Origin of the sequence: Streptomyces sp. IMTB 2501 (assembly GCF_001953885.1) — a bacterium.
Lineage (GTDB): Bacteria > Actinomycetota > Actinomycetes > Streptomycetales > Streptomycetaceae > Streptomyces.
On record NZ_MQUS01000017.1, the window covers coordinates 1 to 15201 of the forward strand.

At 70.1% G+C, this 15201-nt stretch carries 11 protein-coding genes, 3 tRNA genes and 1 pseudogene; 6 read left to right on the plus strand and 9 right to left on the minus strand.

The window, feature by feature from the left end; genetic code table 11:
• Positions 1 to 211 (minus strand): hypothetical protein (locus AV521_RS26910; protein ID WP_143658652.1); only part of this gene is annotated, 211 nt, incomplete at its 3' end.
• 179 nt (positions 212 to 390) lie between these two features.
• On the opposite strand from AV521_RS26910, the gene AV521_RS26915 reads away from it, so the two are divergent.
• Complete coding sequence (locus AV521_RS26915) at positions 391 to 1293, plus strand: site-specific integrase (protein ID WP_076091564.1); 903 nt, start codon at positions 391 to 393, stop codon at positions 1291 to 1293.
• A 129-nt stretch (positions 1294 to 1422) separates the two neighbouring features.
• Here the strand turns inward: AV521_RS26915 and AV521_RS26920 are convergent.
• From AV521_RS26920 to AV521_RS26930, 3 genes are all read right to left on the minus strand, one after another.
• A tRNA-Ile gene (locus AV521_RS26920) sits at positions 1423 to 1499 on the minus strand.
• Positions 1500 to 1675: 176 nt separating this feature from the next.
• Positions 1676 to 1748 (minus strand) — tRNA-Asn (locus AV521_RS26925).
• Between the two features lie 6 nt (positions 1749 to 1754).
• Positions 1755 to 1827, minus strand: a tRNA-Asn gene (locus tag AV521_RS26930).
• Positions 1828 to 1985: 158 nt separating this feature from the next.
• On the opposite strand from AV521_RS26930, the gene AV521_RS26935 reads away from it, so the two are divergent.
• From AV521_RS26935 to AV521_RS26950, 4 genes are all read left to right on the plus strand, one after another.
• The gene (locus AV521_RS26935; protein WP_076091566.1) at positions 1986 to 2291 is read left to right on the plus strand and encodes a hypothetical protein; all 306 of its coding nucleotides are present in this window, start codon (positions 1986 to 1988) and stop codon (positions 2289 to 2291) included.
• A gap of 138 nt (positions 2292 to 2429) precedes the next feature.
• On the plus strand, positions 2430 to 3881 hold the full coding sequence (locus AV521_RS26940; protein ID WP_076091568.1) for an FGGY family carbohydrate kinase: 1452 nt from the start codon (positions 2430 to 2432) through the stop codon (positions 3879 to 3881).
• A gap of 131 nt (positions 3882 to 4012) precedes the next feature.
• Positions 4013 to 5746: an ABC transporter ATP-binding protein gene (locus tag AV521_RS26945; RefSeq protein ID WP_076091570.1), complete on the plus strand. Its 1734-nt coding sequence runs from the start codon at positions 4013 to 4015 to the stop codon at positions 5744 to 5746.
• Positions 5746 to 7674, plus strand: coding sequence for an ABC transporter ATP-binding protein (locus tag AV521_RS26950; protein WP_076091572.1), 1929 nt, complete (start codon positions 5746 to 5748; stop codon positions 7672 to 7674). Before AV521_RS26945 ends, AV521_RS26950 begins: the two co-directional genes overlap by 1 nt.
• Positions 7675 to 7710: 36 nt before the next feature.
• Here the strand turns inward: AV521_RS26950 and AV521_RS26955 are convergent.
• A pseudogene (locus AV521_RS26955) lies at positions 7711 to 8932 on the minus strand (RNA polymerase sigma factor).
• A 205-nt stretch (positions 8933 to 9137) separates the two neighbouring features.
• Between AV521_RS26955 and AV521_RS26960 the strand changes: the two are divergent.
• Positions 9138 to 9482, plus strand: coding sequence for a hypothetical protein (locus AV521_RS26960; protein WP_076091574.1), 345 nt, complete (start codon positions 9138 to 9140; stop codon positions 9480 to 9482).
• A 6-nt stretch (positions 9483 to 9488) separates the two neighbouring features.
• On the opposite strand, the gene dnaG is transcribed toward AV521_RS26960, so the two are convergent.
• The 4 genes from dnaG to AV521_RS26980 all read right to left on the minus strand — a co-directional run bounded on the left by dnaG (position 9489) and on the right by AV521_RS26980 (position 15082).
• Positions 9489 to 11396, minus strand: a complete 1908-nt coding sequence (gene dnaG, locus AV521_RS26965; RefSeq protein ID WP_076091576.1) for a DNA primase — start codon at positions 11394 to 11396, stop codon at positions 9489 to 9491.
• 38 nt (positions 11397 to 11434) lie between these two features.
• Positions 11435 to 12697, minus strand: coding sequence for an NAD(P)/FAD-dependent oxidoreductase (locus AV521_RS26970; protein ID WP_076091578.1), 1263 nt, complete (start codon positions 12695 to 12697; stop codon positions 11435 to 11437).
• Between the two features lie 104 nt (positions 12698 to 12801).
• Positions 12802 to 14073: a deoxyguanosinetriphosphate triphosphohydrolase gene (locus AV521_RS26975; RefSeq protein WP_076091580.1), complete on the minus strand. Its 1272-nt coding sequence runs from the start codon at positions 14071 to 14073 to the stop codon at positions 12802 to 12804.
• A 154-nt stretch (positions 14074 to 14227) separates the two neighbouring features.
• On the minus strand, positions 14228 to 15082 hold the full coding sequence (locus tag AV521_RS26980; RefSeq protein ID WP_076091582.1) for a sirohydrochlorin chelatase: 855 nt from the start codon (positions 15080 to 15082) through the stop codon (positions 14228 to 14230).
• Between the last annotated feature and the right edge of the window lie 119 nt (positions 15083 to 15201).

The following is a 15201-nucleotide window of genomic DNA, read 5'->3' on the forward strand; positions in this document are numbered from 1 at the left end:
AGGAGTCCGCACGGTCCGACACCGGCTTCGTCGACCCGAACAACTTCTCCGCCTCCGGCGCGTGGTAATACGCCGACAGCCCCTGGAACTGGGAATGCACATCCGCACCCGTGGAACGGATCTGACCGGCATCCTTCTTCAGCGCACCGTAATCCTTCTCCAACTGCTCCAGATCACCGGTGAACTGCAGAATCTCCTCCGGCTTGATCACGCTCTGACCATCCCCCCGGTTCCTGTCCGCCTCTTGAGCGGACCCCCTCCACGCCCACGTCAACGTCTCATCATATAAATGAGGTCTCGGGCGAAGGTGCGACGCCCACGCGTGTCGGGTCGCCGAAGCTTGCAGGCGGGCCGGTGTCGGGCTGTTCGCCGAGCAGGATTCCGCCGAGGATGGCTCCCGCGACGCTAGTCTCCGAGGAACCACCCCCGCATCTGTACGGCGAGACGCCGAAGGCCGACAGCGTGCGCACCCTGCCACTGAGCCTGGAGTCCGGCGACAACCTGGTCAACTTCCGTACGAAGCAAGAACAGAAGCGCCAGGAGTGGAAGGACGCCTACGACGAGACCGGCCGCGTGTGGACGCACGAGAACGGTGAGGCGCTCCATCCCGACTGGATATCACGACGCTTCTCCCGTCTCGTGGAGCTGTCCGGGCTACCGCCAGTCCGCCTCCACGACCTGCGCCACCTCGCTGCCACCCTGTCCCTGCTCGCCGGGACCGACATCAAGGTGGTCCAGGAGAAGCTGGGGCACTCCTCACGCCAGATCACCTCCGACACGTACACCAGCGTGCTGCCCGAGATGATGCGGGCCGAAGCCGAGTCCGTGATGGCCGTCGTCCCCCGCGAAATCCCCTTCACCGTAAGCACCCCCATGGAGATCCCCGCGGAAGCCTGGCAAGGCGACGTTGCCGTCTTCTTCGCCCACGGCGCGCGGCAGTCGGCCGATACCTGGGCCGTCGGAGCGCAGCCTCATCCAGATGCCGATCTCCTCGGCATGATCACTATGGCTGGCCGGGGCCAGGACGATGCCGCCAACGCGGCTGTGAAGTGGGTACGCGACCACTGCGCCGCGAACGATCTGGAGCTGGTCCGGGTCGAGAACTTCAACGACCGCTACCCGGAGGAGCAGCGGACCTCGTTCTCACTCACCCGCTTCACGATCGCCCGATCCAAGTCGCCAGCCCTGGACGCCTGGTCGCTACCGACCGGCTTGCCGCCCGCAGCGATCCGGACCGCCCGCCGGGGGCCAAGCAGGCGACGAAAGACGCGTGAGAGCACTTCGGTCCACTGAACGGTCCCCGCGTCCACTACGCGTCCACTGGATCTTGATCTGAACGAGTGAAGGAGAGCCACCACGCTCGGCGTGGCGGCCCTCCTTCCACGTTGCCACAGGTAGAAACGCTTCTGCACCTGCGACGCCTGGTGGGGCGGGTGGGACTCGAACCCACGGCCGACGGATTATGAGTCCGCTGCTCTAACCGGCTGAGCTACCGCCCCATAGCGGCGTGTCGCGTACATGTGTGCGCGCCGTCTGCCGCAGCATAGCCGCTCATACGATCTCCTGCTTCGGATGGTCGGCATCCGCGCTGCTCATGACCTTGAGGACTACGGCGCAGGCACAGCGGTTCCCGCGGGCATGAAAAAGGACCCCCAAGGGGTCCTCGTTCACTGCGCTCCCCCGACTGGACTCGAACCAGTAACCTGCCGGTTAACAGCCGGCTGCTCTGCCAATTGAGCTACGGAGGACCGAAGCTCCCCCGACTGGACTCGAACCAGTAACCTGCCGGTTAACAGCCGGCTGCTCTGCCAATTGAGCTACGGAGGATCGCCTCGATTGCATCGAACGTACCTACCTGGGTATTCGCCAGGGGGCGGGCGCTCGCTGCGACACATACATTAGCGCAAGCAGGGGGGTGCTCCGCCAATCGGTACCCACGGCGCCCACGCCGCACCGCAGACCAAGGCAAGGGAAGGGTGGCAGCCATGCGCTACCGGCTCACGTTCGTCGCCGGACTGGCCCTCGGTTACGTGCTCGGCACGAGGGCCGGACGCGAGCGCTACGAGCAGATGAAGAAGGCCGCCCGGCGGATCGCGCAGAACCCGGCCGTCCGCAACACGGCCGAGAGCGCCGCCCAGCAGGGCCGCCAGTACGCAGGCAAGGCCTTCCACACGGTCAGCCACGGGGTCGGAGACCGGGTCCCCGAGACCGTGGCCCAGCGGGTGCGATCCCTGCGGGAGCGAAATCTGAACGGCACCCCTGAGGACGACTGGGGCACCAGCAACACCTAGGGGGCTGTTTCTGCCCAGGGACGCGGGGGCGGCGCGACAAGCCACAACGGCCCCGCACCGGCACGATCGCACAGGCCCCCCACGACGAGTAGGCGCTCGTGGCCGAAGCCGGCGCGGCGATGCGGCAAAATTCTCCGTATGGGGATAGTCGCCGGGCTGGACAGCTCACCGGACTTCACACGCATCGTGGTCTGCGACGCAGACACCGGTGCCGTACTACGGCAGGGGTACGCACCGCACCCGGTCGAGACGCCGGACGGCGCCCGCCCGAGCGACATAGACCCCCAGGCCTGGCTGCTCTCCCTCGGCGAGGCGGCGGGCGGCGGCCTGCTGGAGGGCGTGCAGGCCATCGGCGTGTCGGCCCAGCAGAACGCGCTGATCCCGCTGGACGCCCAGGGCAACACCGTCCGCCCGGCGCTGGTCGGCGGCGACAAGCGGGCGCAGGTCGCGGCGGCGGATCTCGTGGACGCGCTCGGCGGCCGGGAGGCCTGGGCGCAGGCGGTCGGCAGTGTGCCGCAGGCCGCCCAGCTCGTCACCAAGCTGCGCTGGCTCGCCAAGAACGAGCCCGAGAACGCCCGCCGGACGGCCGTACTGCTGCAGGCGCACGACTGGCTGGTCTGGCAGCTGCTCGGGCGGCCGGTGCGCAGGACCACTGATCGCGGGGGTGCCTCCGGAACCGGGTACTGGTCGGCCGCCACCGGTGCCTACCGGCCCGACCTGGTCGAGCTGGCGCTCGGCCATCAGGCGATGCTGCCGGAGGTGATCGGCCCGTCGGACGCGGCCGGTACGACCCCGGAGGGGCTGCTGATCTCCGCGGGCACCGGGGAGACCATGGCGGCCGCGTTCGGGCTCGGGATCGGGCTGGGGGACGCCGTCGTCTCCCTCGGGGCCTCCGGGTCCGTGATGGCCGTCCATCCCGAGGCGCTCGCCGACCAGTCCGGGATGATCACCTCCCTCGCCGACGCCACCGGAATGCACCTGCCGGTCGTCACCACCCTGAACGCCGTACGCACCCTGCGCGGTACCGCCGAACTGCTCGGGCTGCCGGATCTGGAGAGCCTGTCCGAGCTGGCGATGAAGTCCACGCCGGGCGCTCATGGCCTCGTCCTGCTCCCCTATCTGGAGGGTGAGCGGACGCCGAATCTGCCGCACACCGCGGGGACGCTCGCCGGGCTCCGGCGGGAGTCGATGAAGCCCGAGCATCTGGCGCGGGCCGCGTTCGAGGGCATGCTGTGCGGGCTCGGTGACGCGCTGGACGTGCTGCGCGGGCGGGGCGTGGACGTGCGGCGGATCTTCCTGCTGGGCCCGGCCGCCGAGCTGCCGGCCGTGCAGGCCGCGGCGCCCTCGCTGTTCGGTGCGCAGGTCGTCGTACCGCAGCCCGCGGACTACGCGGCGATCGGTGCGGCCCGGCAGGCGGCCTGGGCGCTGGGGGTGAAGCAGGGCACGCTCGATCCGCGTACCCCGCCGGCCTGGCAGGGAGCCGCGGCTCAGGTGCTGGAGCCGGGCGACGAGCTGGCCGTGGGTCAGGCGGTGCGGCAGCAGTTCGCGGCGGTGCGGGAGCAGACCCATCCGGGAGCGTTCCGCGTGTGACCCGCAGCCACTGGGGCCGTGGGCGCCGGGCCGTCGGGTTAATTCAGTTGAGGTAACGCGGGTGGAGTGTCCGACGATAGGGGCCAAGGGCACACCGACCAGCCCCTGTCGCCGAACCCGAGAGACGTAGCGTGCTCATACGACTTCTGCGTAGCTATCTCAGTCCCTACAAGAAACCCATAGCCTTGCTGGTGCTGCTGCAGTTTCTGCAGACCTGCGCCACCCTCTACCTGCCCACCCTGAACGCGCACATCATCGACAACGGTGTCGTGAAGGGTGACACGGGTTACATCCTGTCCTTCGGCGCCCTGATGATCGGCATCTCGCTGGCGCAGGTCGTGTGCAACATCGGCGCCGTGTACTACGGCGCGCGGACCGCCTCCGCGCTCGGCCGGGACCTGCGCGCAGCCGTCTTCGACCGGGTGCAGTCCTTCTCCTCGCGTGAGGTGGGTCACTTCGGGGCGCCCTCACTCATCACGCGTACGACGAACGACGTACAGCAGGTCCAGATGCTGGCCCTGATGACGTTCACGCTGATGGTGTCGGCGCCCATCATGTGCGTGGGCGGCATCGTGATGGCGCTCGGCCTGGACGTGCCGCTGTCCGGGGTGCTGGTCGCGGTGGTGCCGGTGCTCGGCATCTCCGTGACGCTGATCGTGCGGCAGCTGCGGCCGCTGTTCCGGTCGATGCAGGTGCGCCTCGACACCGTGAACCGGGTGCTGCGCGAGCAGATCAGCGGCAACCGGGTGATCCGCGCCTTCGTCCGCGACGAGTACGAGCAGGGCCGGTTCGGGAAGGCCAACGCCGATCTGACCGAGATGCAGCTGGCCACCGGCCGGATGCTCGCGCTGATGTTCCCGATCGTCATGACGGTGGTGAACCTGTCGTCGATCGCGGTGGTGTGGTTCGGCGCGCACCGCATCGACAGCGGCGGGATGGCGATCGGCGACCTGACCGCGTTCCTCGCCTATCTGATGCAGATCGTCATGTCCGTGATGATGGCCACCTTCATGTTCATGATGGTGCCGCGCGCGGAGGTGTGTGCCGAGCGCATCGAGGAGGTCCTCGGGACCGATTCCAGCGTGGTGCCGCCGGCGGCGCCGGTCGTCGAGCTGCGCCGGCACGGTCATCTGGAGATCCGGGGCGCCGGCTTCCGCTACCCGGGTGCCGAGGAGCCGGTGCTGAAGGCCGTCGACCTGGTGGCCCGGCCGGGTGAGACGACCGCCGTGATCGGCTCCACCGGCAGCGGCAAGTCGACGCTGCTCGGGCTGGTCCCGCGGCTGTTCGACGCCACCGAGGGCGAGGTCCTCGTCGACGGCGTGGACGTCCAGGACGTCGACCCGAAGCTGCTGGCGAAGACGGTCGGGCTGGTGCCGCAGAAGCCGTATCTCTTCGCGGGCACCGTCGCCACCAACCTGCGCTACGGCAACCCGGACGCCACCGACGAGGAGCTGTGGCACGCGCTGGAGGTGGCGCAGGCCAAGGACTTCGTGAGCAGGCTGGAGGGCGGCCTGGACGCGCCGATCGCGCAGGGCGGTACGAACGTCTCCGGCGGCCAGCGCCAGCGCCTGGCCATCGCCCGCACCCTGGTGCAGCGCCCGGAGATCTACCTGTTCGACGACTCCTTCTCCGCGCTCGACTACGCCACCGACGCGGCGCTGCGCGCGGCGCTCGGCCGGGAGACCGCCGAGGCGACCGTCGTCATCGTCGCCCAGCGCGTGGCGACGATCCGGGAGGCCGACCGGATCATCGTGCTGGACGAGGGCCGGGTCGTCGGCTCCGGCCGGCACCGGGAGCTGATGGCGGACAACGAGACCTACCGGGAGATCGTGCTCTCCCAGCTGACGGAAGCGGAGGCTGCCTGATGGCCGGGCCCATGGGACGCATGATGGCCGGGGGCGGCCCCGACCAGCGCTCGATGGACTTCAAGGGGTCGGGCAAACGGCTCGTCGCCCAGTTCAGACCCGAACGGCTCACGATCTACGGCCTGTTGCTCTGTGTGGTCGTCAGCGTGACCCTGAGCGTGATCGGCCCGAAGATCCTCGGCAAGGCCACCGACCTGGTCTTCGCCGGGATCATCGGCCGGCAGATGCCGGCCGGGGCCACCAAGCAGCAGGTCCTCGACCAGATGCGGGCCCATGGCCGGGGCTCCGTCGCGGACATGCTGCAGAGCACCGACTTCACGCCCGGCAAGGGCATCGACTTCGGTGCCGTCGGGAACGTCCTGCTGCTCGCGCTCTGTACGTTCCTGGTCGCCGGCCTGCTGATGGCGGTGGCCACCAGGCTGGTCAACCGGGCCGTGAACCGCACGATGTTCCGGATGCGCGGGTCCGTGCAGGCGAAGCTGTCGCGGCTGCCGCTGTCGTACTTCGACAAGCGCCAGCGCGGCGAGGTGCTCTCCCGCGCGACCAACGACATCGACAACATCGGGCAGACGCTCCAGCAGTCGATGGGCCAGCTGATCAACTCGCTGCTGACCATCATCGGTGTGCTCGTGATGATGTTCTACGTCTCCTGGATCCTGGCGCTGGTCGCGCTGGTCACCGTGCCGCTGTCGTTCGTCGTGGCCACGCGGGTCGGCAAGCGGTCGCAGCCGCACTTCGTGCAGCAGTGGCGCTCCACCGGCAAGCTGAACGCGCACGTCGAGGAGATGTACACCGGGCACACCCTGGTGAAGGTGTTCGGCCGGCAGGAGGAGTCGGCGAAGCAGTTCGCCGAGCAGAACGAGGCGCTCTACGAGGCCGGGTTCAAGGCGCAGTTCAACAGCGGTGTCATGCAGCCGCTGATGATGTTCGTGTCGAACCTCAACTACGTCCTGGTCGCGGTCGTCGGCGGTCTGCGCGTCGCCTCCGGTTCGCTCTCCATCGGTGACGTGCAGGCCTTCATCCAGTACTCGCGGCAGTTCTCGATGCCGCTGACGCAGGTCGCGTCGATGGCGAACCTGGTGCAGTCCGGTGTCGCCTCGGCCGAGCGGATCTTCGAACTCCTGGACGCGGAGGAGCAGGAGGCGGATCCGGTGCCGGGCGAGCGGCCGGCCGAGCTGCGCGGGCGGGTGGGCCTGGAGCGTGTGTCCTTCCGGTACGACCCCGAGAAGCCGCTGATCGAGGACCTCTCGCTCACGGTGGAGCCCGGCCACACGGTGGCGATCGTCGGCCCGACCGGCGCGGGCAAGACCACGCTGGTCAACCTGCTGATGCGGTTCTACGACGTGTCGGGCGGCCGGATCACCCTCGACGGCGTGGACGTCCGCAGGATGTCCCGGGACGAACTCCGGTCCGGGATCGGCATGGTGCTGCAGGACACCTGGCTGTTCGGCGGCACGATCGCGGAGAACATCGCGTACGGGGCGTCGCGGGAGGTGACCCGGGGCGAGATCGAGGAGGCCGCGCGCGCGGCCCACGCGGACCGGTTCATCCGCACCCTGCCCGACGGGTACGACACCGTGATCGACGACGAGGGCACGGGAGTCAGCGCGGGTGAGAAGCAGCTCATCACCATCGCGCGGGCGTTCCTGTCCGACCCGACGATCCTGGTGCTGGACGAGGCGACGAGTTCGGTCGACACCCGCACCGAGGTGCTGATCCAGAAGGCGATGGCCAAGCTGGCGGCGGGACGGACGTCGTTCGTGATCGCGCACCGGCTGTCGACGATCCGGGACGCGGACACGATTCTCGTGATGGAGAACGGATCGATCGTGGAACAGGGCGCGCACGCGGAGCTGTTGGCCGCGGACGGTGCGTACGCGCGGCTCTACAAGGCCCAGTTCGCGCAGGCTGTGGCCGAGGTGGACTAGGCGCATGGGGGCCGCCGGCGGGCGGCCCCCTTCTCCTCAGTCCAGGTAGCCCCTCAGCTGGTCCGCGAAGGCGTGGTCACGGAGCTTGTTGAGGGTCTTCGACTCGATCTGGCGTATCCGTTCCCGGGTCACGCCGAAGAGACGGCCTATCTCCTCCAGGGTGCGGGGGCGGCCGTCGATGAGGCCGTAGCGAAGCTGGACGACCTTGCGTTCCCGTTCACCCAGCGTGGACAGGACGGCCTCCAGGTGCTCCCGGAGCAGGAGGAACGCGGCGGACTCGACGGGGCTCGCCGCGTCGCCGTCCTCGATCAGGTCGCCGAGGGCCACGTCGTCCTCCTCGCCGACCGGGGCGTGCAGCGAGACGGGTTCCTGGGCCAGCCGCAGCACCTCCGAGACCCGCTCGGGCGCCAGGTCGAGGTGGTCGGCGACCTCGTCGGGCGTCGGCTCGTACCCCCGCTCCTGGAGCATGCGCCGCTGCACCCGTACGACCCGGTTGATCAGCTCGACCACATGGACCGGGACGCGGATGGTGCGGGCCTGGTCGGCCAGGGCCCGGGACATGGCCTGGCGGATCCACCAGGTGGCGTACGTCGAGAACTTGTAGCCGCGGGCGTAGTCGAACTTCTCGACCGCCCGGATCAGCCCGAGGTTGCCCTCCTGGACCAGGTCGAGCATGGTGAGGCCGCGGCCGACGTACCGTTTGGCGACGGACACGACGAGCCGCAGATTGGCCTCGATGAGCCGCCGCTTGGCCATCCGCCCCATGACGACGAGCCGGTCCAGATCGAGCGCCAACTGGCTGTCCAGGTCCGGGGTGTTGATCAGCTTCTCCTCTGCGAACAGGCCGGCCTCGACCCGGCGGGCGAGTTCGACCTCCTCGGCGGCCGTGAGCAGCGGGATACGGCCGATCTCGCGCAGGTACTGGCGGAACAGGTCGGCGGAGGGGCCGCCGGTGTCGGCCCGGGCCGGGACCGGTGTCTCGACGGGCTCGGCGGCCTCCAGTGGTTCGTCGGCTTCCTCGGGCTCGTCCGTGAGTGCTTCCGCGGGCGGTTCCGCCGGCTCGGCGGGCACCGTCTCCGGGTGTCGGGCGGCGGGGCCCTGCGGGGGCACGGCCACGAGGACTTCCGTCTCCGCGTCCGGCTCGTCCGCGGTGGCGCCGGCGGCGCTGGTGGCACCGGCGGCGCTGTCGGTCTGGGTGAGGGTCTGGGTCTGCACGGGGGCGACCTCCAGGATGATCACTGCTGAAGGTGTGCGGCAGCGGTTTCGGGAGTGGAGAGTCGACGGCCTGCGCTCCGCGGACTCGGGCACCGCACCCAGTGTGGAGTACGACACATCCCCGCCACGAGGGGCTTGCGGTGACTTTTTGCATCCGATCCGTGACCGGTCGGTTACTCAGTTCGTTGGACTATGCGATTGGCAACTGCGGGCACTGGTCCGCGCCGACTTGGGGCAGGATGAAAGGCATGAGCGAGTTGGAAGAGCTGCGGCGGCGTCTGGAGGCGCTGGAGGCGCGGGTGGACGAGGTCGCGGAACAGCAGGCCGCCACCAGGCACCTCGCTGTGAACTCCGACCGGGACGTGGCCGCGCTTCAGGAACAGCGGCGTGCCGACATGCAGCTCATGCAGGCGCTGCGGCAGACACAGCTTGAGCACACCAAGACGCTGGAGGAGCACGGCAAGCTGCTTGGCGCCCTCGTGTCCGGTCAGGTGGCGATGATGGAGCAGGTCGGATCGCTCACCACGCAAGTCGGAGCGATCATCGACCACCTCGGAATCACCCCGCCCGAGCAGCCCCGAGAAGAGGGCTAGCCTCCTTCACAGCGCCTCCGCGCCCCGCTCCCGCAACGCCTGGTCGTACTGCTGCAGAACCCACATCTCGTTCTGGACGGCGGACAGTTGGGCGGGGTCGCCGCCGGTGGCGAGGCGGGTCAGCTGGGACTGGATGTCGTGGATGCGGCGTTCCACGGCGCGGCGGCGGATCTGGACCAGGACCGTGCCGGCATAGGTCTCGTCCACCGTGCGCCGCAGGATCGGCTCGACGGCCAGTTCGGTGACCATCGCGCGGACGGTGTCGTCGGGCGCGGCCTCGCGGACCCGGACCAGATACTCCTGCGAGTCCGGAACGCCGTACTCGGCACCGCCCGCCTCCGCGACCGCCGTGCGGACGGCGGCGTACGGGGGCGCGGTGAACTCGTCCACTCCGTACGCGTCGAAGGCCGGGGAGACCAGCTCGGGGCGCTGGAGGGCGAGTTTGAGCAGTTCGCGTTCGGCGGCGTAGACGGGGTTGCGCAGGGTCAGGGCCGGGCCGGAGGAGCCTGGGCGGGCGGCCGGCGCCGCCCACTGCTGCTCCGCGCCGCGCGGGCGGTCCTGCGGGGCCTTTCCGCCGCGGTCCCTCGCCCAGCGGGCCAGCTGGGCCACGCGGCGGACCACGAACTGGGTGTCGAGGATGCCGAGCATGCCGGCCAGTTCGACGGCGACCTCGTGCTGGGCGCCGCTGTTCTTGATGCGGGCGACGATCGGCGCGGCCTCGTCCAGGGCGCCCGCCCGGCCCGCCGGGGTGTCCAGGTCGTAGCGGCTCACGATCTGGCGGAGTGCGAACTCGAAGAGCGGGGTGCGGGGTTCGGCCAGGTCCGCCACCGCCTCGTCGCCCTTCGCAAGGCGCAGTTCGCACGGGTCCATGCCGTCCGGCGCGATCGCGATATAGGTCTCGGCGGCGAACTTCTGGTCGTCCTCGAAGGCGCGCAGGGCGGCCTTCTGCCCGGCCGCGTCGCCGTCGAAGGTGAAGATCACGCGGGCCGAGCCGTTGTCCATCAGCAGACGGCGCAGGATCTTGATGTGGTCGCCGCCGAAGGCCGTACCGCAGGTCGCGATGGCCGTCGTCACCCCGGCCAGATGGCAGGCCATGACGTCCGTGTAGCCCTCGACCACCACCGCCCGGCTGGCCTTGGCGATGTCCTTCTTCGCCAGGTCGATGCCGTACAGGACCTGCGACTTCTTGTAGATCGCCGTCTCGGGCGTGTTCAGGTACTTCGGGCCGTTGTCCGCCTCGTACAGCTTGCGGGCGCCGAAGCCGACGACCTCGCCGCCGATGTCCCGGATCGGCCACATCAGGCGGCCGCGGAAGCGGTCGATGGGGCCGCGGCGGCCCTCCTGGGAGAGGCCGGAGAGGAGCAGTTCCTTGTCGGTGAAGCCCTTGCCGCGCAGATAGCGGGTGAGATGGTCCCAGCCCTGCGGGCTGTAGCCGACGCCGAAGTGAACGGCGGCGCCCTGGTCGAAGCCGCGCTCGGCGAGGAAGATCCGGCCGGTCTCGGCCTCGGGGCTGGTGGCGAGCTGCTCGGCGTACCACTGCGCGGCGATCTTGTGCGCCTCGACCAGGCGGATGCGCTCGCCGCGCTGATGCGCCGGGTTGTACCCGCCCTCCTCGTAGCGCAGCGTGATGCCGGCCTGGGCGGCGAGGCGCTCGACCGCCTCCGAGAAGGAGAGGTGGTCCACCTTCATCACGAAGGTGATGGTGTCGCCGCCCTCCTGGCAGCCGAAGCAGTGGAAGAGTCCCTTGCTCGGGCTGACCTGGAAGGACGGCGATTTCTCGTCGTGGAAGGGGCACAGGCCCTTGAGATTGCCGCCGCCCGCGTTGCGCAGCTGGAGGTACTCGGAGACCACGGCGTCGATCGGGACCGCGTCCCGAACCGCCTTCACGTCCTCGTCGTTGATCCGTCCTGCCACGAGGTGATTCTACGGGGCAGCACCGACACACCCGGCTCTCAGGAGGTGAGGCTGTCCAGCGGGACGTGCGGGTCGGCCAGGGCCTCCGTGTTCACCTGGGCCTGGGAACGGATCAGCTGCTGGATCCGGTCTGTGACATCCCACACGTTCACGTTCATCCCGGCCAGCACGCGTCCCTCCGCCACCCAGAACGCGATGAACTCCCGCTTGCCGGCGTCGCCGCGGACCACCACCTGGTCGTACGACCCCGGCGGCGCCCAGCCGCTGTACTCCATCCCCAGGTCGTACTGGTCGGTGAAGAAATAGGGCACGCGGTCGTAGGCGATCTCCTGGCCCAGCATCGACCGTGCGGCGGCCGGGCCGCCGTTCAGGGCGTTCGCCCAGTGTTCGACGCGGACCTGGGTGCCGAAGAGCGGCAGCGGGAACGCGGCGACGTCACCGGCCGCGTAGATGTCGGGATCGGACGTGCGCAGTTGCTCGTCCACCACGACACCGCCCCCGTCCGCCCGGTCGACGATCGCCAGCCCCGCGGCCTCGGCCAGGGCCGTGCGGGGTGCCGCGCCGATCGCCGCGAGGACGTCGTGCGCCGGGTGCTCCTCGCCGTCGTCCGTGCGGACCGCGAGGACCATGCCGTCCTGCCCGACGATCTCGGTGAGCCGCCGCCCGAACTGGAAGCGGACGCCGTGCTCGCGGTGCAGTTCGGCGAAGATGCCGCCCAGCTCGGGGCCGAGCACATGGTGCAGCGGGGTCGGCGACGGCTCGATCACCGTGACCTCCGCGCCGTACTCGCGGGCCGCCGCCGCGACCTCCAGGCCGATCCAGCCGGCACCCGCGATCACCAGATGCCCGTTGTCCCGGCCGAGGGAGGCCAGCACGCCCTTGAGCCGCTCGGCGTGCGCGAGCCGGCGCAGATGGTGCACACCTGCCAGGCCGGTGCCGGGGATGTCGAGGCGACGGGGTTCGGCACCGGTGGCGAGGAGCAGCTTGTCGTAGCGGATGACGGTGCCGTCACCGAGGCGGACGGTCTTGTCGGCGCGGTTGACCGCGACGGCGGGCTGGCCGAGGTGCAGCTCGATGTCGTTCTGTGCGTACCAGGCCGGCTCGTGCACGAAGACGCTGTCGCGCTCCTCCTTGCCGAGCAGATAGCCCTTGGACAGCGGCGGGCGCTCATAGGGGTGGTCGCGCTCGTCACTGATCAGTATCACCCGGCCGGTGAAGCCCTCCTTGCGGAGCGTCTCGGCCGCCTTCGCACCGGCGAGACCGCCCCCGACGATGACGAATGTCTGATCCGCGTCGACCACTTGATGCCTCCTCGTAAGGGTGCCGCCATATGCGAGCGTCCCGCACGCGCCGTGCTGCGGGAAGAGGGAGTGACCCGATCAGGCCACGGCCGGTCACTTTCCTCTCACATATGCCCCGTGAGTCTCGCGTGGAGCGAGCGCGCCGAGGCGTCGGTGAGGGAGGCGATCTGGTCGACGATCACCCGCTTGCGCGTGTGGTCGTCGCCTGCCCCGTAGAACAGTGCCCGAAACTGCGGGTCGAGGCCGTCCGGCGCGCGAGCGGTCAGCGCCTCGGCCAGCTCCGCCACGATCACCCGCTGGTCCGCGCGCAGCCGTTCCTGCTCGGCGCGCTGCATCACATACCGGTCCGCGACCGCCTTCAGCACCGCGCACTCCATGCGCGCCTCGCGGGGTACGACGAGTTCGGCGCCGTAGCGGGTGAGCCGGCCGCTGCCGTACGCGGCGCGTGTGGCGCCCTCGGCGGCCAGGCAGAACCGGCCGATGAGCTGGCTGGTGGCGTCCTTCAGGCGGGCCTGGGCGACCGCGGTGCCGTCGTAGCCGTGCGGCCACCACTCCTCGTCCTGGAGCCGGTCGAGGGCGGCGGAGAGTTCGGCCGGGTCGGTGCCGGCGGGGACATACCGGCCGATGGCGACCCGGAACACCTCCTGCCGCTCGGGCTCGGCGTGCAGGCAGTTGGGGTCGATGTGCCCGGCGTGCAGGCCGTCCTCGACGTCGTGCACCGAGTACGCCACGTCGTCCGACCAGTCCATCACCTGGGCCTCGAAACAGGTGCGGGTGCCGGGGGCGTGCGCTCTGACCCAGTCGAACACCGGGCGGTCGTCCGCGTAGACACCGAACTTGCGCGAGGCGGGGTCGGTGGGGTGGGCGCCGCGCGGCCAGGGGTACTTGGTGGCGGCGTCGAGGGCGGCGCGGGTGAGGTTGAGGCCGACGGAGCCCTCCGGGGTGAACCGTTTGGGCTCGATACGGGTGAGGAGTCTGAGGGACTGGGCGTTGCCCTCGAAGCCGCCGCAGTCGTCGGCGAAGGCGTTCAGGGCCTGTTCGCCGTTGTGGCCGAAAGGGGGGTGACCGAGGTCGTGGGCGAGACAGGCGGCTTCCACCAGATCGGGGTCACAGCCCAGGGCCGCGCCCAGCTCCCGGCCGACCTGGGCGCATTCGAGGGAGTGCGTGAGGCGTGTGCGGGGGCTGGCGTCCCACACACTGGCGCTACGCTCGCCCGGCGTGACGACCTGCGTCTTGCCGGCGAGCCTCCTGAGGGCGGCCGAGTGGAGGATGCGGGCGCGGTCGCGTTGGAAGGCGGTGCGGCCGGGGCGTTTGTCCGGTTCTGGGGCGTAGCGTTCGAGTGCGGCCGGGCTGTAGCTGAGTGCGGTGCCTTCCATGACTCGACAGTAAGCCCACTGATCTGCCGAGTTCTGTGACCTCGCGGCTACCGGTTGTGCGTGGTTTCTCGCTCCCCCAAGTTCTCGGCTTCGCTCGAACCCGGGGGGACCCCCATCGCGGCGGAGCCGCACATCGATACGGCCCCGTGCCCCTTCAGGCAGCTTCGGCCCGCCGTGCTGTCACGCTCTCCTCGTAACGCTGCAGGATCAAGCGGGCCATCGCCGGGTGGGCGCCCAAGGGAGCCGAGGCGATCCATGGTGCTGCTTTCGCGCACTGTGTGGCGAAGCGGCCCGGGGCCGTGAAGTACGAGGCGATCGCGACGCGGTGTCGGCCGCGTGCCGTCAGAGCCCGTACGGCTGCCGGGACGGTGGGAGTCGCCGCCGAGGCGTAGGCCGGGACGACCGGGACTCCCAGGCGGTCCGCGAGGGAGCGGGCGGTACGGCAGGTGTCAGCGGCGGAGTCGGGGTCGCGGGAGCCGGCCGCGGCCAGGACGACCGCGCTCGCCCGGCGGGTGGCCGCGTCCATGGCCGTGGGCCAGCCGGCCTCCCGCAGGCGGTCGTAGAGGGTCTCGACCAGGAGCGGGTGAGGGCCGAGGGGGGCGGCCACGTGGGTGCGGGCCGTCGTCGTGGCCGCCATCTCCGGGATGTCCTGCTTGACGTGGTAGCCGCGGGAGAGGAGCAGCGGGACCAGGACGGCGGGGGTGTCGCCGAGGGCGGCGAGGGTGTCCGGGAGCAGGGGCGCGTTCAGTTCGATGTGGCCCAGGTGCACGGAGAGGCCGGGGCGCAGCTCGCCTATGCGGTCCCGCAGCGTCCGTACGGTCTGCAGCGCGCGGGGGTCGCGGCTGCCGTGGGCGACCAGGACGAGGGCGGGCTGGGCCGGGCGGCGGCCGCCGAGCGGGGAGACGAGCCGCAGCTGCCCGGCCAGCTCGTTGCCGATGCTGTTCATGAGGTGCGCCGTACTGTCGAGGGGGACGAGGGACTCGGGGCGGGAAGGATGCGACGCCGTCATGGAAGGATCCTGCCGGGGCCACGTTGCATGGCCGTTGCCGGGCCGTCACGAGCGTTTTCCACGGGTTCACGTCGTACACACGGACGATGTGAGGCGAACCGGAGCGGCGTCGAGGACGT